Source organism: Caulobacter sp. GW821-FHT10E02, from assembly GCF_059415225.1.
Genome location: NZ_JBWKMV010000002.1, coordinates 111,414 through 133,732, shown reverse-complemented (window position 1 = coordinate 133,732; position 22,319 = coordinate 111,414). Strand labels below are relative to the sequence as shown.

21 protein-coding genes are annotated in these 22,319 nt (G+C 69.3%); 9 read left to right on the top strand and 12 right to left on the bottom strand.

Features of this window, described 5'->3' with window-relative positions; genetic code table 11:
- Positions 1-97 precede the first annotated feature (97 nt).
- From AC07NI_RS10325 to AC07NI_RS10310, 4 genes are read left to right on the top strand one after another with little or no spacing between them, the layout of a single operon-like run.
- Entirely contained in the window at positions 98-1,030 is a 933-nt protein-coding gene (locus AC07NI_RS10325) for an ABC transporter ATP-binding protein (RefSeq protein ID WP_494618661.1), read from the top strand.
- Positions 1,030-1,755 (top strand): ABC transporter permease, encoded by a 726-nt coding sequence (locus AC07NI_RS10320; protein ID WP_494618658.1) that lies wholly within the window; start codon positions 1,030-1,032, stop codon positions 1,753-1,755. Before AC07NI_RS10325 ends, AC07NI_RS10320 begins: the two co-directional genes overlap by 1 nt.
- A 43-nt stretch (positions 1,756-1,798) precedes the next feature.
- Positions 1,799-2,509: an aspartate/glutamate racemase family protein gene (locus AC07NI_RS10315; protein ID WP_494618655.1), complete on the top strand. Its 711-nt coding sequence runs from the start codon at positions 1,799-1,801 to the stop codon at positions 2,507-2,509.
- 41 nt (positions 2,510-2,550) lie between these two features.
- Positions 2,551-4,884 carry a GH92 family glycosyl hydrolase gene (locus AC07NI_RS10310; RefSeq protein ID WP_494618650.1) on the top strand — a complete coding sequence of 778 codons (2,334 nt, stop codon included), beginning with the start codon at positions 2,551-2,553 and terminating at the stop codon, positions 4,882-4,884.
- A 176-nt stretch (positions 4,885-5,060) separates the two neighbouring features.
- Here AC07NI_RS10310 and pbpC read toward each other — a convergent pair whose 3' ends face one another.
- Positions 5,061-7,292 carry a multimodular transpeptidase-transglycosylase PbpC gene (gene pbpC, locus AC07NI_RS10305; protein WP_494618646.1) on the bottom strand — a complete coding sequence of 744 codons (2,232 nt, stop codon included), beginning with the start codon at positions 7,290-7,292 and terminating at the stop codon, positions 5,061-5,063.
- 55 nt (positions 7,293-7,347) lie between these two features.
- Here pbpC and AC07NI_RS10300 point away from each other — a divergent pair, with 55 nt between their 5' ends.
- Positions 7,348-7,842 carry a YcgN family cysteine cluster protein gene (locus AC07NI_RS10300; protein WP_494618643.1) on the top strand — a complete coding sequence of 165 codons (495 nt, stop codon included), beginning with the start codon at positions 7,348-7,350 and terminating at the stop codon, positions 7,840-7,842.
- Positions 7,843-7,926: 84 nt separating this feature from the next.
- Here the strand turns inward: AC07NI_RS10300 and rpmE are convergent, their stop codons facing one another.
- The gene (gene rpmE / locus AC07NI_RS10295) at positions 7,927-8,154 is read right to left on the bottom strand and encodes a 50S ribosomal protein L31 (protein ID WP_454761430.1); all 228 of its coding nucleotides are present in this window, start codon (positions 8,152-8,154) and stop codon (positions 7,927-7,929) included.
- A 124-nt stretch (positions 8,155-8,278) separates the two neighbouring features.
- On the opposite strand from rpmE, the gene AC07NI_RS10290 reads away from it, so the two are divergent.
- A complete protein-coding gene (locus AC07NI_RS10290) occupies positions 8,279-10,132 on the top strand; it encodes an ABC transporter transmembrane domain-containing protein (RefSeq protein ID WP_494618640.1) in 1,854 nt (617 codons plus the stop codon).
- 1 nt (position 10,133) lies between these two features.
- Here AC07NI_RS10290 and AC07NI_RS10285 read toward each other — a convergent pair whose 3' ends face one another.
- The 8 genes from AC07NI_RS10285 to AC07NI_RS10250 all read right to left on the bottom strand — a co-directional run bounded on the left by AC07NI_RS10285 (position 10,134) and on the right by AC07NI_RS10250 (position 19,091).
- Positions 10,134-11,066: an iron-containing redox enzyme family protein gene (locus AC07NI_RS10285; RefSeq protein ID WP_494618638.1), complete on the bottom strand. Its 933-nt coding sequence runs from the start codon at positions 11,064-11,066 to the stop codon at positions 10,134-10,136.
- Between the two features lie 128 nt (positions 11,067-11,194).
- Positions 11,195-11,932 carry a CPBP family glutamic-type intramembrane protease gene (locus tag AC07NI_RS10280; protein WP_494618636.1) on the bottom strand — a complete coding sequence of 246 codons (738 nt, stop codon included), beginning with the start codon at positions 11,930-11,932 and terminating at the stop codon, positions 11,195-11,197.
- 1 nt (position 11,933) lies between these two features.
- Complete coding sequence (locus tag AC07NI_RS10275) at positions 11,934-12,713, bottom strand: MipA/OmpV family protein (protein WP_494618634.1); 780 nt, start codon at positions 12,711-12,713, stop codon at positions 11,934-11,936.
- A gap of 104 nt (positions 12,714-12,817) precedes the next feature.
- The gene (locus AC07NI_RS10270; RefSeq protein WP_494618632.1) at positions 12,818-13,942 is read right to left on the bottom strand and encodes a helix-turn-helix domain-containing protein; all 1,125 of its coding nucleotides are present in this window, start codon (positions 13,940-13,942) and stop codon (positions 12,818-12,820) included.
- Between the two features lie 27 nt (positions 13,943-13,969).
- Positions 13,970-15,280 (bottom strand): hypothetical protein, encoded by a 1,311-nt coding sequence (locus AC07NI_RS10265; protein ID WP_494618631.1) that lies wholly within the window; start codon positions 15,278-15,280, stop codon positions 13,970-13,972.
- Between the two features lie 64 nt (positions 15,281-15,344).
- Complete coding sequence (locus tag AC07NI_RS10260; protein ID WP_494618629.1) at positions 15,345-17,018, bottom strand: hypothetical protein; 1,674 nt, start codon at positions 17,016-17,018, stop codon at positions 15,345-15,347.
- Positions 17,019-17,061: 43 nt separating this feature from the next.
- Positions 17,062-18,132 (bottom strand): glycerophosphodiester phosphodiesterase, encoded by a 1,071-nt coding sequence (locus AC07NI_RS10255; protein WP_494618627.1) that lies wholly within the window; start codon positions 18,130-18,132, stop codon positions 17,062-17,064.
- A gap of 158 nt (positions 18,133-18,290) precedes the next feature.
- A complete protein-coding gene (locus tag AC07NI_RS10250) occupies positions 18,291-19,091 on the bottom strand; it encodes an inositol monophosphatase family protein (protein WP_494618625.1) in 801 nt (266 codons plus the stop codon).
- Between the two features lie 221 nt (positions 19,092-19,312).
- Between AC07NI_RS10250 and AC07NI_RS10245 the strand changes: the two genes are divergently transcribed.
- Genes AC07NI_RS10245 through AC07NI_RS10235 form a run of 3 tightly spaced genes read left to right on the top strand, consistent with a single transcriptional unit; the run spans position 19,313 to position 21,095 of the window.
- Positions 19,313-19,699: a hypothetical protein gene (locus tag AC07NI_RS10245; RefSeq protein ID WP_494618623.1), complete on the top strand. Its 387-nt coding sequence runs from the start codon at positions 19,313-19,315 to the stop codon at positions 19,697-19,699.
- Positions 19,700-19,701: 2 nt separating this feature from the next.
- Positions 19,702-20,241: a hypothetical protein gene (locus tag AC07NI_RS10240; protein ID WP_494618621.1), complete on the top strand. Its 540-nt coding sequence runs from the start codon at positions 19,702-19,704 to the stop codon at positions 20,239-20,241.
- A complete protein-coding gene (locus AC07NI_RS10235) occupies positions 20,238-21,095 on the top strand; it encodes a sigma-70 family RNA polymerase sigma factor (RefSeq protein WP_494618619.1) in 858 nt (285 codons plus the stop codon). Before AC07NI_RS10240 ends, AC07NI_RS10235 begins: the two co-directional genes overlap by 4 nt.
- 9 nt (positions 21,096-21,104) lie before the next feature.
- Here AC07NI_RS10235 and AC07NI_RS10230 read toward each other — a convergent pair whose 3' ends face one another.
- Both AC07NI_RS10230 and thiE read right to left on the bottom strand, forming a co-directional pair.
- Positions 21,105-21,512: a hypothetical protein gene (locus tag AC07NI_RS10230; RefSeq protein ID WP_494618617.1), complete on the bottom strand. Its 408-nt coding sequence runs from the start codon at positions 21,510-21,512 to the stop codon at positions 21,105-21,107.
- Between the two features lie 87 nt (positions 21,513-21,599).
- Complete coding sequence (thiE, locus tag AC07NI_RS10225; protein ID WP_494618615.1) at positions 21,600-22,244, bottom strand: thiamine phosphate synthase; 645 nt, start codon at positions 22,242-22,244, stop codon at positions 21,600-21,602.
- Between the last annotated feature and the right edge of the window lie 75 nt (positions 22,245-22,319).

Genomic DNA, 22,319 nt, shown 5'->3' with positions numbered 1-22,319 from the left:
CACGGCGGGCTCCCAACCTGTCTCATCTTTAATCTTGACTTAAAGACGATCGCTTCGCAACTTTATATCTAACTTAAACGAAATGAGCGCCGCGACCATGTCAGCCGCCATCGAGACCCAAGGCCTATCCCGTCGTTTCGGCCCGCGCCTGGCGGTCGACGGCGTCTCCATGACCGTGCCCAAGCGGGCCGTGTACGGCTTCCTGGGCCGCAACGGCGCGGGCAAGACCACGACGTTGAAGATGGTGCTGGGCCTGATCCGCCCGACCTCGGGCGTGGCCAGGGTCTGCGGCGTCGACGTCGCCCGCGACCGCATCGGCGCGGCCCGCAAGATCGGGGCGCTGCTGGAGGCGCACGGCTTCTACGGCAACCTGACCGGCCGCGAGAACCTGGCCCTGACCGCGACCCTGCTGGGCTGTCCGGCGACTGAGATCGACCGGGTGCTGGAGGTGGTCGAGATGCGCCCCGACGCCGGCCGCAAGGTCGCCGGCTACTCGCTGGGCATGCGCCAGCGGCTGGGCCTGGCCCGTGCGATGCTGGGCGCACCGCCGGTGCTGGTGCTGGACGAGCCGACCAACGGCCTCGACCCCGACGGCATCGCCGACATGCGCCGGTTCCTCAAGAGCCTGCCCGAGCGCACCGGCGCGACCGTGCTGCTGTCCAGCCACCTGCTGGGCGAGATCGAGCAGACCGCCACCCATGTCGGCGTGGTCAATGACGGGCGGCTGGTGCTGGAGGGCCGGCTGTCGCGGCTGAAGGCCGACCTGGCGCCGGAGATCAGCTTGCGCACCGGCGACGACGGGCGGGCAGCGGCGCTGCTGCGCGGCCACGGCCTGGACGTCCGCGCTGCCGACAGCCTGACCGTGGCCCTGGACCCCGGCGACGCCGTCGATCCGGCCGTGGCCGGGCTCACCGCCCTGCTGGTCGAGGCCGCCGTCCCCGTCTTCGCCATCGGTCCCCGCGCCCAGTCGCTGGAGGACATCTACCGCCGCGTCGCCACCGCTCCCCAACGCCAGCAAGAGGCCGCCTGATGCTCGCCGTCCTGTCCGTCGAAATCCGCAAGCTGAACCGCTCGCTGGCCGCCGTCCTGGCCCTGGCCGCGCCGTCGCTGATCGCCGCCTTCGGTTTCTTCATGCTGCTGCGCGGCGGCCAGCCAAGGCCCTGGGCGCAGTGGATGCAGATGGCCACCGGCGTCTGGGCCTATTTCATGCTGCCGATGAGCGTGACGGCCCTGACCGCCCTGGTCGCGCACATGGAGCACGGCCCGCGCGCCTGGGACCACCTGCGGGCCCTGCCCGTGCCGAGATGGCGGATCTATGCCGCCAAGGCGTTCTGCGTGGTCGCGTTGGTGACGGTCATGACGGGGCTAAACCTGCTGCTGGCCTGGGGCGCGATCTCGGCGGCGGCGACGATCAAGCCGGCCGTCGCCCCGACCGGCGCGCTCGACTGGATCGGACTGCTGGCTGTCAATCTCAAGGTGGTCGCCGCCGCGATCCTGCTGACCGCCATCCAGCTGTGGACCGCCCTGCGCTTTTCCAGCTTCGTGCCGGCCCTGGCGATCGGCATCGGCGGGACCTTCTTCTCGGTGGTGGCGACCTCGGCCAAGGAGGGGGTGTTCTTCCCCTGGCAGATGCCGGTCAACATGCTGGCCAAGGAGGCCTGGCGGGTCGAGACCGCCCTGGCGCTGGGCTGTGGCCTGGGTCTGGTCGCCCTGGCCGTGGCCATCGCCCACCTGGCGCGGCGGGAGGTGTTGTAACCCCGCGCCGGGCTCTCTAGGACCGTCTCCGACGGAGGACGGCATGAACGAACAGGCGCTCATAGGATTGATCGGCGGCATGAGCTGGGAAAGCTCGGCCCAGTACTATCGGCTGATCAACGAGGCGGTGCGCGACCGGGTGGGCGGCGTGGCCTCGGCCCGGACCCTGATGTGGTCATTCGACTTCGCCGAGATCGAGCACCTGCAGCATGCCGGCCGCTGGCCCGAGCTGTCGCGCCGCCTGGCCGACGCCGCCCGGGCGCTGGAGGCCGGTGGCGCCGACTTCCTGGTCCTCTGCACCAACACCATGCACCGCGAGGCCGACGCCATCGAGGCGGCGGTGAAGATCCCGCTACTGCACATCGCCGATCCGACGGGCGAGGCGATCAAGGCGGCGGGTCTCTCGACCGTCGGTCTGCTGGGCACGGCCTTCACCATGGAGCACGACTTCTATCGCGGCCGCCTGGAGAAGAAGCACGGCCTGGAGGTCCTGACCCCCGACGCCGACGACCGCGCCGTCGTGCACCGGATCATCTACGAGGAACTGGTCACCGGTCAGGTGCTGGACGCTTCGCGCGAGGCCTACAAGGCGGTGATCGGCCGGCTGGTCGAACGCGGCGCCCAGGCGATCATCCTGGGCTGTACCGAGATCATGCTGCTGATCTCCCAGGCCGATAGTCCGGTCCCGGTGTTCGACACCACGACCCTGCACGCGATGGCGGCCGTGGATCGAGCCTTGAACACGGCCGCCTAGCCGATAGGGTGCCCTCCGCTCAAGTTGCGGAGTTACCCTAAATGCGTCTGCGCCTCGCCCTGCTCGCCAGCCTTTCCATCCTGGCGGCGACGCCCGTCCTGGCCCAGACCACATCAGCCTACGACTCCGTCGATCCCTTCATCGGCACCGGCGGCGATGGCCACACCTTCCCCGGCGCGGTCGTGCCGTTCGGGATGGTGCAGCTGAGCCCCGACACGGACATCCTGCCGTTCAAGCAGAGCTATGCCCGGGCCGCCGGCTATCGCTTCGGCGACCCGACGATCCTGGGCTTCTCGCACACCCACTTCTCGGGCGCGGGACACTCCGACCTCGGCGACATCCTGCTGACCCCGGTCAGCGGCGAGGCCAAGCTGGAGCCGGGCGAGGTCGACAAGCCGGGCTCGGGCTACCGCTCGCGCTACAGCCACGACACCGAGGTCGCCCAGCCGGGCTACTACGCCGTCACCCTCAGCGACAGCCGCGTGCGCGCCGAGCTGACCGCGGGCCTGCGCACCGGCCTGCACCGCTACACCTTCCAGAAGGGCGACCGCGCCCAGGTGCTGATCGACCTGCGCAGCTCGATCTACAACTATCCGGGCAAGGTGCTGTGGTCGCGCCTGCGGGTGTCGCCGGACGGCGTGGTCACCGGCTATCGCGAGACGCGCGGCTGGGCCCCGGGCCGCAAGCTGTTCTTCGCCATCAAATTCGACCGTCCGCTGGTCGGCCAGTCGTTCCGCAACACCGAGAAGGACGTGCCCTATAACGGCTTCGCCCAGCCGGGCCGCACGCCGGAAGACCGCGCCCAGGTCCAGGGCCGTGGCCTGGTCGGCGTGTTCGACTTCGGCAAGATCGACGGCCCATTGACCGTGAAGGTGGCGCTGTCGTCGACCAGCGAGGACGGGGCGATCGCCAACCTCGCCAGCGACGAGCCGGGCTTCGACTTCGACGCCCAGCGCGCCCGCGCCAAGACCGCCTGGGAGAAGGCTCTGGGGGCTGTCGACATCGAGGCCCCGGCCCCGATGAAGAAGACGCTCTACACGGCGCTCTACCACACCCTGCTGGCCCCCAGTGTCTATGCCGACGCCGACGGCCGCTACCGGGGTCCCGACGATCAGGTGCATGAGGGCAAGCTGGACGGGCGCCCGTTCACCTTCCACTCGACCTTCTCGCTGTGGGACACCTTCCGGGCCGAGCATCCGCTGCTGACCCTGATCCAGCCGGCCGACTACACCAACGACGTGGTCAACTCGCTGATCGCCTCGCAGAAGGAGAGCCCGTACGGCATCCTGCCGGTCTGGCAGTTCCACGGCCAGGAAACCTGGACGATGATCGGCTACCACGCCGTGCCGGTCATCGCCGACGCCTGGATGAAGGGCATCCGCGGCTATGACGGCAAGGCGGCCCTGGACGCCATGGTCAAGAGCGCGACCTACGCCCCGTATGGCGGTCTCGGCGACTACATGAAGCTCGGCTACGCGCCGATCGACAAGGAGCCGGAAGCCGCCTCCAAGACCGTCGAATACGCCTATGACGACTGGACCATCGTCCAGATGGCCAAGGACATGGGCCAGGCCGACGTGGCCAAGACCTTCGAGAAGCGGGCGTCCTACTGGCGCAATAGCTTCGATGTGAAGACCGGCTTCCTGCGGGCCCGCAAGAGCGACGGGACCTATCGCGAGCCCTTCAACCCGACCGCCATCAACTACGGCTCGGACTATACCGAGGGCAACGCCTGGCAATATTCCTGGTTCGCGCCGCAGGACCTGGGCGGGATCGTCAAGACGCTGGGCGGCGACGCCGCGACGGTCAAGAAGCTGGACGCCATGTTCGACTTCGACAACTCGAAGATCGACTACAGCCACGCCGAGGACATCGCCGGCCTGATCGGCCAGTACATCCACGGCAACGAGCCCAGCCACCACGTGGCCTATATGTACAACTACGCCGGCGCCCCGTGGCGCACCCAGGCGCGCTTGGCCCAGATCATCAAGACCCAGTACAAGCCCACGCCCGAGGGCCTGTCGGGCAATGACGATCTCGGCCAGATGTCGGCCTGGCTGATGTTCACATCGCTGGGCTTCTACCCGGTGACCCCGGCGTCGAACGAGTACGCCATCGGCCGGCCGTTCGTGGATCGCGCGGCCCTGAACCTGCCCAACGGCAAGCGGTTCGTGGTGCGCGCCGAGGGGATGGCCGACGACAAGACGTACGTCTCGAAGGTGACCCTGAACGGCAAGCCACTGACGAGGGCGTACCTCAAGCACGACGAGATCGTGGCCGGCGGCGAGTTGGTCTTCACGATGAGCGCCACGCCGAACAAGACCTGGGCGACGAAGGTGGGTGATAGGCCGACGTCGTTGACGGCTTACAAGTAGGCCCCAGTTTCCCTCTCCCCTTGCGGGAAAGGGTGGCCCCGGCGGAAGCCGGGGTCGGGTGAGGGGTTGCACGAACAGAAACGCCGCGACAGCCGATGGGCCGGTCGCGGCGTTTTGCGTTTATCGACCCCTCATCCTGCCCTTCGGGCCACCTTCTCCCGCAAGGGGAGAAGGGATCAGTAAGGCAGCTGCGCCGGTGGGGGCTGCGCGGGACCACCCGACGGCGCCATGGTCTCCGCCGCCTTCGCCGCCGCATCCAGCTCCGAGGCCGCCCGCGCGAATTCCGCCGACAGCGTCTCGTAGTACCCATTGCGCGGGTCGGGCGTCGTCTGCGGCGCCGGATCGGGCAGCAACCACGCGAAATCCCGCACCGCCAGGGTCTGGTGAGCGGTCATCATGAAGCGACGCCAGATGCTGGCCGGGATGTCGCCGCCGACCACCTTGTTCATCGGCTTCTCGTCGTCGTTGCCGACCCAGACGCCGGTCACGTAGTCCGGCGTGAAGCCGACGAACCAGGCGTCGCGCCAGTTCTGGCTGGTGCCGGTCTTGCCGGCCGCCGGGCGGCCGAAGGCGGCGCGCTGGGCCGTGCCTTGGGTGACGACCTTCTTCATCATCTTGACCATGATGCTGGCGTGACCGACGTCGTAGACGCGGCGCTCGGCCTGTGGCGGCTGGTGCTGGAAGAGGGGCTGGCCGTCCTGGGTGGTGACGGTCTCGATGACATAGGGCTCGACCCGGACGCCGCCCTGCTGGAAGACCTGGAAGCCCGAGGTCAGCTGCAGCAGGTTCACCTCGTACGAGCCCAGGGCCACCGACAGGTCGGGCACGGGCGGCAGCGAGGTGATGCCGAAGCGGCGCACCAGGTCGCCGATCGCCGGACCGCCGGCCTCCTGGCCCAGCTTCACGGCGACGGTGTTGATCGAGTTGATCAGCGCCTTCTCGACGGTCATCGGACCGCGATAGCCGCCGCTGTAGTTCTCCGGCGCCCAGTCGCCGAACTTCACCGGCTCGTCGACGCGAATGTCGGTGGGTAGCACGCCCTTCTCGACGGCGGCGGCATAGACGAACGGCTTGAAGGTCGAGCCCGGCTGGCGACGGGCCTGGACGGCGCGGTTGAAGGGGCTTTCGCTGTAGCTGGTCCCGCCGACCATGGCCCGGATGGCCCCTTCGGTGGACAGCGACAGCAGCGCGGCCTGGTGAGCGCCCGAGCGCGTGGCCTCGGTGGCCATGGTCTGGCGCACGACCTCGGCGCCCTCGCGTTGCAGCAGCGGGTCGATGGTCAGGCGCACGATCAGGTCCGGCGCGTTCTGGCCGGCGATCTTCACGGCCTCGGTGGTGGCGTAGTCCAGCACCCAACCGTAGTCGCCTTCGTCCTGCAGGGCCATCGGCGACAGGCGCGGGGTGTCGTCCAGGGCGCGGCTTTCCTGCTCGGCGGTGATCCAGCCCTCCTTGCGCATATTGGCCAGGATCAGGCGCGAGCGGGCCAGGGCGCGCTCCATGTCGTTGGTCAAGGCGAGGCGCGAAGGCGCCTTAGGGAGACTGGCCAGTAGGGCCGCCTCCGACAGGGTCAGCTGGCTGGCGGGCTTGCCGAAATAGGTCTGGGACGCGCCGTCGACGCCATAGGTGCCGGCCCCGAAATAGATGCGGTTCAGATAGAGCTCGAGGATCTCGTCCTTGGAGAGCACCTGCTCCAGCTTGTAGGCCAGCAGCATCTCCTGGAGCTTGCGCTTGACCACCCGATCCGGCGTCAGGAACAGGCCCTTGGCCAGCTGCTGGGTCAGGGTCGAGGCGCCCTGGCGGGTCTTGCCGGCCCGCCAGTTGGTCCAGGCGGCCCGGCCGATGCCTTGCAGGTCGATGGCCCCGTGCTGGTAGAAGCGCCGGTCCTCGGCCGCCATGAAGGCCTGGGGCACGTAGTTGGGCACGCCGCCCAGGGTGATGCGCTGGCCATAGCGCGGGCCGCGCGTGGCGATCACCTGGCCGTTGCGGTCCTCGAAGCGGATGCCGGGCGCGCGGTTGACGGCGAACAGCGCCGCGCGCGAGGGCAGGGGCGGGGTGTCCTTGAGGTACTTGTACCAGACATAGGCCGCGCCACCGCCGGCCGCGAGCACGCCGATCAGGAACGAGACCAGCAGCACGCCCCAGATCCAGCCCCACTTGCGGGCCTTCTTCTTGGCGGCGCGATGCTTGAGGTCGGCGCGGAAGGGCTCTTCCGGCGGCGGAACGGGCGGCGGCGGAGGCTGGTAGGGCGGCGGGGCGGCGGGCGAGAGCTGGAAGGGGTCCTTCAACGGCTCCTGCTGCGCCCACGGGTCATGAGGCGGCTGCGGCGGCGCGCCACTGGCCGGCTCCGCCCTGCGCTTGGACGGGTCCTTGTCGTCGAACTTGTACGGCGGAAGGGTCCAGTCGTTCACGGTCTTGAGTCAGGCTCTGTTTGGTCGCCGGGTAAATCGGGTTTAGGACGGCGCCATGACGCCACGCAAACCTTTCTGGGAAACGAAGACGCTTCCCGAGATGACTGTCTCCGAGTGGGAGAGCCTATGCGATGGGTGCGGCCTTTGCTGCCTCGTTCGCTTCGAAGACGAAGATACCGGCGAAATCATCCCCACGCGGGTGCACTGCCAGCTGTTCGACGAGCATCTCTGCCGCTGCAAGGACTATCCGAACCGCAAGAAGACGGTGCCGGACTGCATCAAATTGACGCCCCACAACATCGAGGACCTGGAGTGGATGCCCCGCTCCTGCGGCTATCGCCGGATCCACGAGGGCAAGGACCTGCCGCGCTGGCACCCGCTGATCACCGGCGACCCGGACAGCACCCACAAGGCGGGAATCTCGGTGCGCGACCAGACGGTGTCGGAGCTGAGCTTCACCGACGCCGAGGACGCGCTGGACTTCGTCGCGACGGACCTGATGCAGGACCGGGGGGATGATCCGTACGATCCGGAGGACGGGGAAGACTGAGGAGCGCCCCAGATACAGAAAAAGCCGGCCCGCGAACGCGGAACCGGCTTTTCGTCGCCCTTACGGCGAGAAGCTGGAAGCTTCTTACTTCTTGGCGGTGAAGCCAGCGAACTTGGCGTTGAAGCGCGAAACGCGACCGCCACGGTCCAGCATCTGGGCGTTGCCGCCGGTCCACGCCGGGTGGGTGCGCGGGTCGATGTCGAGCGCGAGCGTCGCGCCTTCCTTGCCGTAGGTCGAACGGGTTTGATAGTTCGAGCCATCCGTCAGGGTGACGGTGATGAAGTGGTAGTCGGGGTGAATGTCTTGTTTCATGGCGGCGATCCAGTCCGACTAAGCCGGCGAGTGTGAATTGGGGTAAGCGCCATTCCCACACGCGCGGGGTGGCCCTCGAAGACGGGCGGCTATAAAGAACCCGCGCGATTTTGGCAAGGGACTGTTGATGACTGACGCGAACGGCGGCGACCAGATGGCCGAAGGCCGCCCCGGCGCGGGGGCCGAATTGGTCCAGGGCATGGCCGAGGCCAAGGCCCGCCGACCCCGCCGCAAGGACATCCGTCCGCTCGCCCACCTGCTGCCTTTCGTCAAGGCCCACAAGGGCGACGGGCTGGCGGCGGCCTTCTTCCTGCTGTTCTCGACCGGCGCGACCCTGGGCCTGACGGCGGCCTTCAAGGAGGTGATCGACCACGGCTTCGCCAAGGGCGCGGGCAGCGAGATCAACAGCGCCTTCATCGGCCTGGGCGCCGTGGCCCTGGTGCTGGCGATCGCCACCGCCTGCCGATTCTTCTTCATCACCCGCCTGGGCGAGCGGGTCGTGGCGGACGTGCGCCGTGCGCTCTATGGCCACACCCTGACCCTGGACCAGCAGTATTTCCTCAAGACCCGCACGGGCGAGGTGCTGTCGCGCCTGACCACCGACGTCTCGCTGATCGAGCAGCTGGTCGGGGCCTCGGCCTCGATCGCCCTGCGCAATATCCTCAGCCTCGTGGGCGGCCTCGGCTACATGGCGGTGGTCTCGCCCAAGCTGGCGGGCTTCATCGTGCTGATGGTGCCGGTGATCCTGGCCCCGATGTTCCTGGTCGGCCGCCGCGTGCGCAAGCTGACCGTCACCGCCCAGGACCGCTTCGCCGACGCCGTCGGCTATGCCGGCGAGAGCCTGGACGCCCTGGAGACGGTGCAGGCGTTCGGGCGCGAGACGGCCTCCTCGGCGCGCTTCGGCGGGGCAGTGGAGGAAGCCTATAAGGCCTCGGTCCGTCGCATCGTCACCCGGGCCAGCATGACCGGCATGGTCATCACCCTGGCCTTCGGCGGGATCACCCTGTTGCTGTGGACCGGCGCGCGCCTGGTCATGGCCGGCGAGATGACCGGCGGCACCCTGGCCCAGTTCGCCATGCTGGCGGTGATGGCCGCCGGCGCGATCGGGGCCCTGGGCGAGGTCTGGGGCGATGTCCAGAAGGCTTCCGGCGCCATGGACCGCATCTCCGAGCTGCTGAACGCTCAGCCCGACATCGCCGCGCCGCCCGCGCCCAAGACCCTGCCGGTCCCGGCCCAGGGCGCGATCGCCTTCGACAACGTGGTCTTCGCCTATCCGGGCCGTCCGGACCTGCCGGCCCTGAACGGCTTTGATCTTTCCGTGAAGCCTGGCGAGACCGTGGCGCTGGTCGGACCCTCGGGCGCGGGCAAGAGCACCGTCCTGCGGCTTCTCCTGCGCTTCTACGACCCGCAAAGCGGCGGCATCCGCCTGGACGGCGTCGACCTGCGCGACGCCGAGCCGTCGGAGGTGCGCGAGCGCATGGCGCTGGTCGCCCAGGACTCGCCGCTGTTCTCCGGCTCGGCCATGGACAACATCCGCTTCGGCCGCGCCGACGCCACCGAGGCCGAGGTCCACGCCGCCGCCGAGGCCGCCCAGGCCGCCGGCTTCCTGTCGGCCCTGCCGCAGGGCTTCGACACCCCGGTCGGCGAGCGCGCCAAGACCCTGTCGGGTGGTCAGCGCCAGCGCCTAGCCATCGCCCGCGCCCTGGTTCGCCAGGCCCCGATCCTGTTGCTGGACGAGGCCACCAGCGCCCTGGACGCCGAGAGCGAGCGCCTGGTCCAGCAGGCCCTCGCTGCGGCCATGGAAGGCCGCACCACGCTCGTGATCGCCCACCGCCTGGCCACCGTGCTGAAGGCCGACCGCATCGTGGTCATGGAGGAGGGCCGCGTGGTCGAGCAAGGCACGCACGCCGAGCTCTTCGCCAAGGGCGGGCTTTACGCCCGCCTGGCCAGCCTGCAGTTCGGGGTGGAGGCGGTCTAGGTCACTCCGCCGCGTAGACCAGCGGGTGGGTGTGAGCCCACAGGTGGGCGCGATAGGTGTCGAAGCACTGCTCGCCGCAGATCAGGCGCATGACCGCGCCCTCGGCGATGTACTTGGCGCGGGACGGATCCTCGGTCACCAGCGGGACCAGGGCCTCGGCGTTCCAGGCCTTGGAGTGCTCGATGTCCAGCTGGGCGTGCAGGGCGAAGTACTTGCGGGCCTCGGGCGAGACGCCGTTGCGCTTCAGGCCCGCATCGACGCAGGCCACGCGGGTCGGGGCGGTCAGCTCGACCACGCCCAGGGCGCCGATCGACTGCCAGACATAGCGCCGCGTGGTGGCGAAGGCGGTCATGACATTGGCCAGGCACAGCGACTGCCACAGGGTGCTGTCGATGGTCGGGGTCAGGCCCAGGGTCGCGGTCGTCCGCGTCAGCATCGGGCCGTGCATGCCCTTGGCGCCGCCACGGCCCATCTCGTCCCAGTAGTTGCGGGCCAGCTCCAGCTTGGCGCGGTCGGGGACCTTGACCTGGGTCATGGCCACCAGGTCGTCAAAGCCGGCCTCGCCGGCGGCCTCCTGGGTCAGGAACCACTTGAGGTCCTCCAGCGAGGCCTCGCCTTCCAGCCAGTCGAACAGCGGGTCCCATTGGCCGGGGCCGTGGTCCTTCAGCGCCTCGAACCAGGCGATGAAGCCGTCGGCGTCCTGCGGCACGTCCTCGACCAGCGGCGCGACGTGGCGGCGGAACGCCTCGATGAACGCGCCCTCGATGCGGCGCATGCGGATCTCCTGGTCCAGGTCCTCGCGCCAGCCGTCGGAGGGCGCGGCCGGGGCCAGGCGGACGTGGTTCCAGTGCGCCAAGCCCTTGTGCAGGGCTTCGGCGTCGGGGAATTGCGGGCTGAACGCGCCCAGGCGCGAAAGACGTTCGCCACCGTACACGGGGGCCTCCTCGGTCGTGAAAGGACTTGGGTCGAAAGGATTGGCCGCCTTTGCGGGGCGGCTTTGGCGAGGGGACAAACGGCGGTCGCCCCCATCGCGTTCCTGTGTCGGGGAACCGACCTCGCGCCCTAGCGCAGGATCACCGCCAGCACGGCGACGATCAGCACCACGCCCTCCAGCCCGTGGATCAGCACCGCCAGCCAGCTTGACCGGAACAGCTGGGCCGGCAGGCTGTAGCAGAGGCAGCTGATCAGCAGCCCCGGCATGATCCAGAACTTGTGGACGTGGTAGGCGGTGAACAGCACGCCGTTGCCCAGCCACGCCCACCGGCCCCAGGCCTGCTCCATGCGCGGCAGCAGCACGCCATGGAACAGCAAGGCCTCGCCCAGGCCGTAGTTGAAGACGCAGGAGGCCAGGGCCAGGGCCAGGATGTCCCAGCGCCCACCGGCCTCGGGAATCGCCAGGTGCTCGATGAAGGCGAAGGCCGGGGCGCGGGCGGCCAGTTCCCGGCCCAGCGCCGTGGCCTGGAACCAGCCGCCGGCCGCGTCGTCGCCGACGAAGCCGAGGATCGCGAACACCGGGACCAGCAGGAACGCGGCGATCGCCGGGCGTCCCCGCCAGCTCGGCGTCGTCAGCCACAGGCGGCGGGCCAGCGGCGCGAGGCGGAAGGGGACGCCCTCCAGCCGCAGCACGATCAGCGACAGGGCCAGCTGCCAGGCCATGCCGGCCAACATCAGCCGCCAGAACACCAGCCCCGACAGGGGATCGCCGGGCGTGATCAGCCGGGGCGCGACGCCCCAGGCCAGGATCGCCATCGGCGCGGCAGCCGCCAGCCAGATCGTCAGGATGATCGCGGTGCGCCGCATCCTAGAACCGCCGGACCAGGCTGACGAAGCCGGCCGCCGTATGGTCCTTGGCCATCAGCGGGCTGTCGGTGATGTCGTTGTCGAACAGCTCGACCTCGGCGGCGGCGATCACGAACAGCCGGTCGGTGACCTGGTAGCGCGCCTGCACGCCCAGCGACGGGACCAGCACTCCGCCCGACGCCGCGCGGGCCGTGCGGCCGTATTCGAAGGCGCGCACCTTGCCGGCCTCCTTCTCGCTCAGGCCATAGAGCCAGGTGGCCAGCTTCTCGTCCTTCCACGAGACGCCGGCGACCACGTCGACCGACAGCTTCTCCAGCGGCGAGGCCGACAGGGTGAGGTCCAGGTTGATCTCCTGGCCCTTGGTCTCGCTGGCGACGTCGCGCAGGTATTCGACGCTCAAGGTCGCCGGGCCGGCCGAGCCGCTGATCCGCCCGCCGATATCGACGCCGGTGTCGCGCTTGAGGAAGGCGAAGTCGCGGGTGTCCTTGGGATCGACCAGCTGGAAGCGCGGAGCGACCCGGCCTTCCAGCTTGATGTGGTCGTTGCTCCACGCCGTCACCGCCAGGCCCGACAGGTCGGCCGTCAGGCGCGGGGTCTGGTAGACGAACAGCGGCAGCACGCCGGTCTGGGTCTTCTTCTTGGCGGTCGCATAGGGGTTGGTGGTGGCGTAGACGCCGGCCCCCAGCAGGAAGAGGCGCTCGGGTTGCTGCGCCTCCTGGGCTCGGGCGGCGATAGGCGTCAAAGCCAGGACGCAAGCGATGACGGTGAAACGGCGGATCATGACTGCTCTCGTGAAGTGGAGGACAGTCATCGAATGGCCCAGCTCGGCGCGGGGCGTCGTCCGGACGGGTAGGCTAGAAGCCTCGGCGCTTCCGATCCTGCCGGCTAGGACCCGGGCCGGAAGGCGCTAGGCGGCTGGCCGGCGTGCTTCTTCACGGCCGCATTGAAGGTCGAGCGCGAGTTGAAGCCGACGTCGTAGGCGATGGTCAGGATGGCTTCGTCGGAGGTCTTGATGCGGTCGATCGCCTCCTCGACCCGCCAGCGGTTCACATAGTCGAAGAAGCTCTGGCCCAGGTGCTCGTTCAGGGCCTGGGACAGGTGGTTGGGCGTGATGGCCACGCGGCTGGCCAGGGCGCTCAGCGACAGCAGCGGATCGCGGTAGAGGGCGTCGGCGCGCATGGCCTGCTCCAGCCGCGCGGCGATCTCGGCCTGACGCGCCGAGGGCAGGGCCGAGCGGGCGTATTTCTCGGGCGAGGGCAGGACCTTGGGCGTCTCGGTCTCTTGCGTGTAGATCGGCTGCTGCGACAGGCCGAACAGGCCGATGGCGGTGGTCCAGGCCAGCTCGACCGCGGCCGCCGCGGTGTCCAGCCACGGCGCGCTGGAGCCGATGGCCAGCACCGATTTCACCGCGCCCCACGCCCAGGCCGCCAGCATGATCAGGACCAGCGCCCGCAGCCAGTTCAGCGTACGGTTCTCGAGATTGGAAAAGAGATCGCGCACCCGACGCACGTGCCGGCTCAGCACCACCAGGGCTGAGGTCAGGTAGCCGAGGGTGACCAGCAGGAACAGCAGCACGAACAACAGCTGCAGGACGCCCGCCGTGGCGTCGGTCCCGGCCTCGCCATAGACCGCCAGCTTGGTCTGGGCCGGCAGCACGAAGAACGGCGAGGCGATCAGCACCGCCACCCCGGCCGGCCAGGCGATCCGCCGCACGCGGGCGAAGGTCCAGCGGTCCGGCTCGCCGGTCATGGCCAGCACATAGGCCAGGATCGACGGCCCCAGGAACAGCGACAGCGCCCACAGGATCCCGGTCGTCCAGGGATGGGCGGCATAGGTCCCGGTGCGGTCCAGCAGCAGGTCGATCCCCGACAGTCCGCTCAGCGCCAGGAACACCGCGAGCGCCGTCGCCGGCGAAGCGCGCCAGTCGCGCCGCACCCCCAGCTGCGCGGCCGCGAACAGCCCGATCGCGGCCGTCGCCGAAGACAGGATCAGCGCCGGAGCGTCGACCATATGACGATCACCCCCGCGACCGCTGGCCTACTTGCGCAAATCCGCCGGCGTGGTCGGTTCGCTGATCACGTGCTCCATCGACGTCCAGCGGGCGGCGTCGGTCTTGCCGGCGCGGTAGACGTGGTCGCGGACCATGTCCTGGCCGAGGTTGTAGTTGATCACGTACGAGCGGTAGGTCTCGATGAACGACACCCGCTTCTCGGCCCCGCCGCGCGAATAGAGCGTGTACTTCATCAGCGCCTGAACGGCCTGTTCCTTGGTCATCTTGCCGGAGAGATAGAGGGCCGCGATCGTGTTGCCGGCGCTGGACAAGGCCGCCTTGGCTTCCTGCAGCTCGCCATAGGCCTCGGCGGTCTTCGGATCGAGGCCGGCCAGGGCGTAGAGCTTGTCGCGCTCGAAGTCGGTCTTGGCCTTGCCCGGGAAAGCCAGCTCGATGCCGAAATTGGCGCTGCCCTCGGCGATGAACGACTGCGGCGAGAACAGCGGATAGACCGAGAACTCGACCCAGCCCTTTTCCTTGGTCAGCTTCTCTTCCAGCAGGGTGTTCAGCACGTGGTGGCCCGGATAGCCCTCGTGGCAGCCCAGGTCCAAGGCGCGGCTGATATAGATCGGCAGGTCGGTGTTGATCTCGATCAGGCTGTGGGCGTCGCCCTTATACCAGTTGTAGCCGCTCCACGGCTTCTTGGTCACGAAGGCCAGGTCGAAGCGCTCATTGGCCGGCAGCTTGATGTGCGCTTCCGTCTTGGCCTTGCAGGCGGCGATGCCGGCCTGCATCACGGCCTCGACCTTGTCGGTCGGGATTACGTACTTGTTCTGGAAGGCGTCGACGCGGGCGGCCAGGTCGCCCTTGCCGGGAACGATCTTGTCGATGCGGGCCAGGATCGGGTCGTAGTTCTTCAGGGGCTTCAGCACCGGGCGGACGCCGAACAGGCCCTCGGCCTCGTCCTCGAAGCTGAACTTGTCGCCGGCGATCATGGCCAGGCGGGTCTGGGCGGCCTTCAGCTGGCCCTTCATGAACAGCTTGCGGCGGCGCTCGTCGGGCGTGAGGTCCTTGTCCTTGGTCGCTTTGACCAGGATCATCAGGCGGTCGGCCTCCTTGCGCAGCACCGAGACCGGACGCGGCGCGGCCTTGGCGCTGTCCATCAGGTGGACCGGGCCATAGTAGGCGTCGACATAGCCGGGCTCGCGCTCGCCGGCCTCCAGGGTCATGCGCACGAAGTCCTCGGCCACGCGGTCCAAGACCTCGCTGGAGGCCGTCTTGGGCGCGGCGAAGGCGGCCGAGCCCAGGGCCAGGGTGGCGGCGAGGACGGCCGTGGAGACGGCGTGACGGATCTTCATGAGGCTTCCCCTGGGAACTTGGGCGGCACGCTGCACCGCCCGCCCCCCGTTCGGCAAGGGCCGATCAGAGGCTGGCCAGTTCCAACGCCTTGGCGTCACCGGCCCAGGCCTTGCGGGCCTCGGCTTGGTGCATCTCAGCCGCCTCGATCATGCCCAGCTTGCGCTCGGCGCGGGACAGGATGGCCAGGGTCACCGGATCGCGCAGGCGCTTGGACAGCGCCGCGCGGGCTTCGTTGGCCGCGCCCTTGGCGTCGCCGGAGGCCAGCAGGGCCAGCGCCAGGTCGCGGCGCGGGGCGTACCACCAGACCGGCGGGTCGGTCTGGTCGCCGAAGCGGGTCTCTTCCAGCTCGGCGGCTTTGCGGAAGGCCTTGGCGGCGACCTTGGGCTTGTCCTCCAGCATCGCCGCCCGGCCCTCCAGCACGAGGCGCGCGACCTTGATGGCGTCGACGCCCAGGGCGCCGAACTCGCCCCAGGGCTTCAGCGCGACGGCGTCCACCTGGACCTGGGCCAGCTCGCGCCGCACGCCGGCGACGTCGCCCTTGCGGGCCAGGGCCTCGCCGCGCGCATAGCGCCACATGGCCTTGAGATAGGGCAGGGAGGGTTCCGGCAGGGCCAGCACCTCCTCGGGCGTGGCGTAGCGGCCCTCGACGGAATAGGCCGTGCCCGCGACCGCCTGGTCCCAGGGCTGGTCGGGTTTCAGCGTCAGCGAATGGGTCAGGAACGGACGGGCGATGGCCAGACCGCCCTCGGCGTCGCCGGACATCAGGGCCGAGCCCGCGCCGAACTGCACGTTGTGGGCGTGGTAGTAGAGCTTGTAGACGCCGTCCTCGCCGGTGAAGCCCTGGGCGGTGGCATTGGCCCGGTCCAGTTTGGCCGCCGAGAGGTTGGACTTCAGCGCGTCCTCATAGCGCCCGACCCAGTAGTAGGTGTGCGAGGGCATGTGCACGAGGTGGCTGGCCGACGGCGCCAGGCCTTCCAGCTTGTCGGCCCACGGCTCGGCGCGGGCGGTGAAGCCGCTCATCTCGGTGGCGTGGATGTAGAAGTGGATGGCCGCCGCGCTCTGCGGGGCGCGCTTCAGCGAGGTCTCCAGCAGCTCGACCGCGCGGGGCAGGTTCTGCTTAGCGCCGGCCAGCGAGGCTGGGACCATCAGGGCGTCGGCGGCCAGCACGGCCAGCTCGTCGTCGTCCGGATTGGCGCGGGCCAAGGCGTCCATGGCCTTGGCGTAGGCGGCGTCGCCCGCGCCCTTGCCGCCGCCGTGCTCGTAGCGGGCCTTCATGGCCGCGATCAGGTCGCGCTCCAGCGGCGGGCCGTCGGCGGCCAGCACGGTGGCGCGCGCCATCAGCTCGGCCATCGCCTTCTGGACCTTGTCGTCGACCGTGTAGTTGATCGTCGCCCCGCCGGCCCAGGCCTGGCCCCACAGGCACATGGCGCAGGTGGGATCACGGCGCGCGGCCTCCTCGAAGGCGGCGACGGCGGACTTGTGGGCGAAGGCGTGGCCCAGCTGCAGGCCGTTGTCGAAGAAGGCCTGGGCGTCGGGCGAGGCGGTGCGGATCTTCCACGTCGCCGCGCCGTAGCCGGGCAGCAGCTTCACGGCCTTGGCGGGGGCGTCGCTGGCGGCTGGGCTACCGGAGCACAGGCCCATGCCGCTGGGCGCGGGGGCGGGCGCGTCGGCCTGGGTGAAGGCCGGGATCAGGGCGAACAGCCCCGCCGTGAAGACGATCGCGCGCAAGTCAGTCATTCCCCCGAGAAGGCTCGACTGTCCGCCGTGGAACCGCGTTCGGTCAAGCGCGGGCGGCGACCGCCAGGCCCGGGAAGTCGCTGAACACGCCGTCGACGCCGGCCGCGTACAGGGCTTTGAACACCGGGGTCACGTCGCCGTGCATGGCCAGGAACGCCGGGTCCTTGGGATCGCCCTTCCGCAGGGTGGCGGGCAGGAAGAAGTTCTCGGTCCGCACGGTCCAGGGGTGCACTTGCAGGCCCGCGGCGTGGGCGTTCTTGACCAGGTCCGTGGCCGGCAGCAGCACCTGGCCGTCATTGGGGACCACCAGGCTCCAGTTGGGACCCAGGCCGTCGGCATAGACGGCGACGTCCTTCAGACCCTGGGCGGTGATCAGGTCGGCGTACTTCACGTTCGGCAGGTCGGCCGGACCGCCTTCGCCGTCGACCAGGAACACCAGGCGCGCCGGGGTCTTGGCGCGCAGCTTCTTCAGCGTGCCGACCTCGAAGCACTGCACGAACACCGGCGCGGTCGCCGAGTTCAGGTCGTTGGACTTCAGCTTGGCGACCAGGCGGTCGTCGGTCGGCAGGCCGATCGAGGCGAAGAAGGTCGGGTGCTTCAGCTCGGGATAGACGCCGATCGTGCGGCCGGTGCGCTTGGTCCCGGCCTTGGCGATGGCGACCACCTCGTCGAAGGTCAGGATCTGGGCCTGGCCGTCGAAGGCGGCGCTGGTCGGACGCAGCTGCGGCAGCCGCTCGCGGGCGCGCAGGGTCTTGATCTCGGCCAGGGTGAAGTCCTCGACGAACCAGCCGGTGACCGGCTGACCGTCGATGGTCTTGGTCGTCTTGCGGGCGGCGAATTCGGGACGCTTGCCCACGTCGGTGGTGCCGCCGATCTCGTTCTCGTGGCGGGCCACCAGGTGGCCGTCCTTGGTCGGGACCAGGTCGGGCTCGATGAAGTCCGCGCCCTGCTCGATGGCGCGCTCGTAGCTGAGGGCCGTGTGCTCGGGCCGCTCGCCGCTGCAGCCGCGATGGCCGATGACGAGGGGCTTCTTGGCCTGGGCGCGGGCGAAGCCGGGCAGCAGCGTGCCGGCGAGCGCGGCGGTGGTCATGGCGCGACGGGTAAGCAGGGTCATGGGGCGCGATTTAGCGCCGGGATGTGACGGTTTGGCTAGCCTAAGTTGTCATCCCGGCCGCAGCGAAGCGGAGAGCCGGGACCGCGGAAAGCGCGGCGCTTCCGGCGGTCCCGGATCGGCGCGCTTCGCGCTTGTCCGGGATGACAGTTTTTAACGGCCTACGCCGCCCGCAGCTTCTCCAGGATCTGCGGATAGAGGTCCTGGTTGCTGGCCAGGATCGACTTGCCGTTGACGACGTCCAGGTCGCTCTCGTCGATCGTCGAGACCTTGCCGCCCGACTCCTGGATCATCAGCACGCCGGCGGCGACGTCCCAGGGATGCACATTGCGCTCCCAGTAGGCGTCGAAGCGGCCGGCGGCGACCCAGGCCAGGTCCAGCGAGGCGGCGCCGAAGCGGCGGACGCCGGCGACCTTCTGGCTGACCTGGTGCAGCTCCTTCAGGAACTGGCCGTGGCCCGGCTTGCCGGCGAACGGCACGCCCGTGGCCAGGACGCTCTCGTCCAGGTTCCGGCGGGCGGCGACGCGCAGGCGCTTCTCGGCGCCCAGGAAGGCGCCCTTGCCCTTTTCGACCCAGAACAGGTCGTTGGAGATCGGGTTGTAGGTGACGCCGGCGACGACGCCTTCGCCTTCACGCTGCAGGGCGATGTTGACCGCGAAGTGCGGGATGGCGTGCATGAAGTTGGTGGTGCCGTCCAGCGGGTCGACGATCCAGGTGTGGGTCTTGTCGGTGCCCTCGATCATGCCGCGCTCTTCGCCCAGGAAGCTGTAGCCTGGACGGGCCTTGGTCAGGATCTCGAACAGGGTCTGTTCGGCCTTGAGGTCGGCATTGGTGACGAAGTCCGCCGCGCCCTTCTTGGAGACCTGCAGTTCCGTGACTTCGCCGAAGTCGCGAGCCAGGCCACGGGCGGCCTTCCGGGCCGCGTCGATCATGACGTTCAGGAGGGCGGAAGGGGTAGCCACGGGCGGATATCCTCAAGAATTGCCGTCGACGCCCGCCGGAAAAGTCCGGCGGCGGAGCGGTAGGTCGACGGTGTGAAAGAACGGGCGCGGAACCTAGTCGTCCACAGGGCCGATGGCAAGATGCGCCAGAAAACACAGGCTTAACGGCATTTTTCGCCGACCCGTGTCACGTCGGCGAAGGCTGGCTCGTCCTGTCTTCCGAAACCACTTCGGAGGGTGCCATGCGCTGGATCGCGATCGGACTGACGGTGCTGTTCTTAGGCAACGGCCTGGTGATGCTGACCATCCCCTATCCCTGGTACCTGACCATTCCCGGGGTCATTCAGACCGGACCGTTCAACGACCACTTCGTGCGCGATATCGGCGCGACCTACCTGGCCTGCGGGATCGGCACCCTGCTGGGCGTGCTGGACCTGCGCCGGCACGCGGGCGCGGTGGCGGTCGCCGCGGCGTTCCAGGGCGTCCATGCGATCATCCACGTCATCACGCCGTTCTGCGGGAAGGCCCTGCCGTGGCCGCTGCTGGCGCGGGACTTCCCCGGCGTCTTCCTGCCGACCCTGCTGACCCTCTGGCTGGCGGTCGCGGCCTTCAAGAAGCAGGAGGCCTGACGATGCTGAAGGCGATCATGGCCGCCGCGATTGGCCAATTCGAAAAGCGCTACGACTACGACGCGACCTATATCCGCGACCTCCTGGAGGCCAGCCCCAAGGCGGCGCGGGCCTTCCAGGGCGTGCGGACCTTGTCGGGCTATCGCGAGGGCGCGCCACCGGCGGCCCTGGCGGCGGCGGGCCTTGTCGCGACCTTGGCCGAGGACTGCGGACCTTGTGTGCAGATCGGCGTGAAGATCGCCGAGGAGAGCCACGTGCCGGCCGACGTGCTGCGCGGTATCCTGACCGGCGACCTCGCCCTGATGGGGCCGGACGCGGGCCTGGCCTTCCGCTTCGCCAAGGCCTCGCTGGCCCGCGACCTGGAGCGCTCCGACGCCCTGCGCGACGACGTGCTGGAGCGCTGGGGTCCCAAGGGCCTGTCGGCGATCGCCCTCGCCATCGCTTCCGCGCGGGTCTATCCCACGGTCAAGTACGCGATGGGCCACGGCAAGACCTGCTCGCGCGTTGAGGTGGCCGGGGAGGCGGTGGCGGTCCGAACATGACTACGGCGGACGCGATCTTCGAGGCGCGCAGGCCGGCCATGACCGGCCTGGCCTACCGCATGCTGGGCTCGCGGGCCGAGGCCGAGGATGTCGTGCAGGACGCCTGGCTGCGCTGGCGCAAGGTCGACGCCGACACGGTCGAGGAGCCCGGCGCCTATCTCAACCGCGTGGTCACCCGCCTGGCCCTGGACCGCATGAAGTCGGCCCGCGCCCGGCGCGAGGTCTATGTCGGCGAGTGGCTGCCCGAGCCGGTGGTCGAGCCCGACTTCGAGGCCGGCGGCGACGCGGATTTGTCGGTGGCCTTCCTGCTGGCCCTGGAGCGGCTAACCCCGTTGGAGCGCGCGGCGTTCCTGCTGCACGACGTCTTCGATACGCCCTTCGCCGAGATCGCCGCCGCCCTGGGCCGCAGCGAGACGGCCTGCCGCCAGCTGGCCTCAAGGGCTCGGGAGCACGTGCGCCGCGACCGGCCGCGCTACACGCCGACGGTCGACGAGGAGCGCAAGCTGACCACGGCCTTCTTCCAGGCCCTGGTGACCGGCGACGAGGTGGCGCTGCGCGACCTGCTGGCCGAGGACGTGGTCTGGCACGCCGACGGCGGCGGCAAGGCCAACGCCAACCTCAACCCGATCTATGGCGCGACCAAGCTGGTGGCCATGCTGCAGGGCATCCGGCGCAAGTTCCCGCCGCCGGCCGACACCACCGTCCGCCTGGCGCGCGTCAACGGCCAGCCGGGCCTTGTCCTGGCGTCGAACGGCGTCGTCTTCCAGACCATGAGCCTGGAGATCGAGAACGGCCGCATCGCGGCGGTCTATGCGATGCGCAACCCGGAGAAGCTCTCCGGGTTGGACGCGTAACGCGCTGGTCTAGGGCAGCTCCACCTTCGGCAGCGTATCCTTCGTCTCGCAGGCCAGCTTCCCAGCCTTGCCGACGGCGCCGGAGATGTCGTCGATCTTGGCTTCCTTGCGCCAGCCCTTGGGCAGGCCCTTGGTGCCGTCGAAGTCCATCCCCAGGTCCATCCACTTGTCGGCCGCGCAGTCCAGCGCGAAGACCAGGATCGGACCCTTGTTGGCCGGCCAGTTCTTGTAGGGACCGTTGGGCTTGCCCTCGGCGACGCGGGTGACGATCAGGCCGCTGGACTGGTCCACGCGGGTGAAGTCGGCGTCGTAGTAGGACTTGGTGTCCCCTGGAGCCTGTTTCCAAGTCTCGGCGGTCGCGGCGCCGGAAAACGCCAGGACCGGTACGCTAAGCAAACACACTACGAGTCGCTTCATCACTGCGTCTCCCCCTCTACTTTTGTTCGCTGGGGAGGACGCTATGCCTGTGTGCGGTGCGTCACAAGAGAACGCCGTTATTTCGCCTTATTTGCGCAGCGCCAGCCCTTCGGCGATGGCGGCGTTCAGGGCTGCGACGCCGGCGTCCGGGCCTTCCGGATGCGCCCAGACCCCGGCCGAGACGGCCAGGAAGTCCGCGCCGGCCGTGGCCAGGGGCGCGGCGTTGGCCGCCGTGATGCCGCCGATGGCCACGCACGGGATCTCCATCGTCTCCTGCCAGATGGTCAGGATCTCGGGCTCGGCGGTGGTGGGGGCTTCCTTGGTCGTGGTCGGGAAGAAGGCCCCGAACGCGACGTAGTCGGCTCCGCCTTCCGAGGCTTCCATCGCCAGGTGACGGCTGTCGTGACAGGTGACGCCGACCATCCGCTGGCCCATCAGCTTGCGCGCGTCCTTCAAGGCCATGTCCGACTGGCCGACGTGGACGCCGTCCACGGCCAGGCGGGCGGCGAGGTCGGGGCGGTCGTTGAGGATCACGGCCACGTCGCGGGCCTGGGCGATCGGACCCAGGGCGTCGACGGCGGCGGCGATCACGTCGTCCGCGGCGTCCTTCAGGCGGATCTGCAGAGCGGCGACGTCGCCGCCTTCCAGGGCCTTGGCCAGCTGGCGGCCGAACGCGGCCAGGTCGGTCAGGGACGGCGGGGTGATCAGATAGAGGCGGCAGTCGGCGGTCATGACGTCGCTTTATGCCAATTCGGGCCCCTGCGCGACCGCGCAGAAGCAAGGAAGGAGGGCGCGACACCTCGCCGC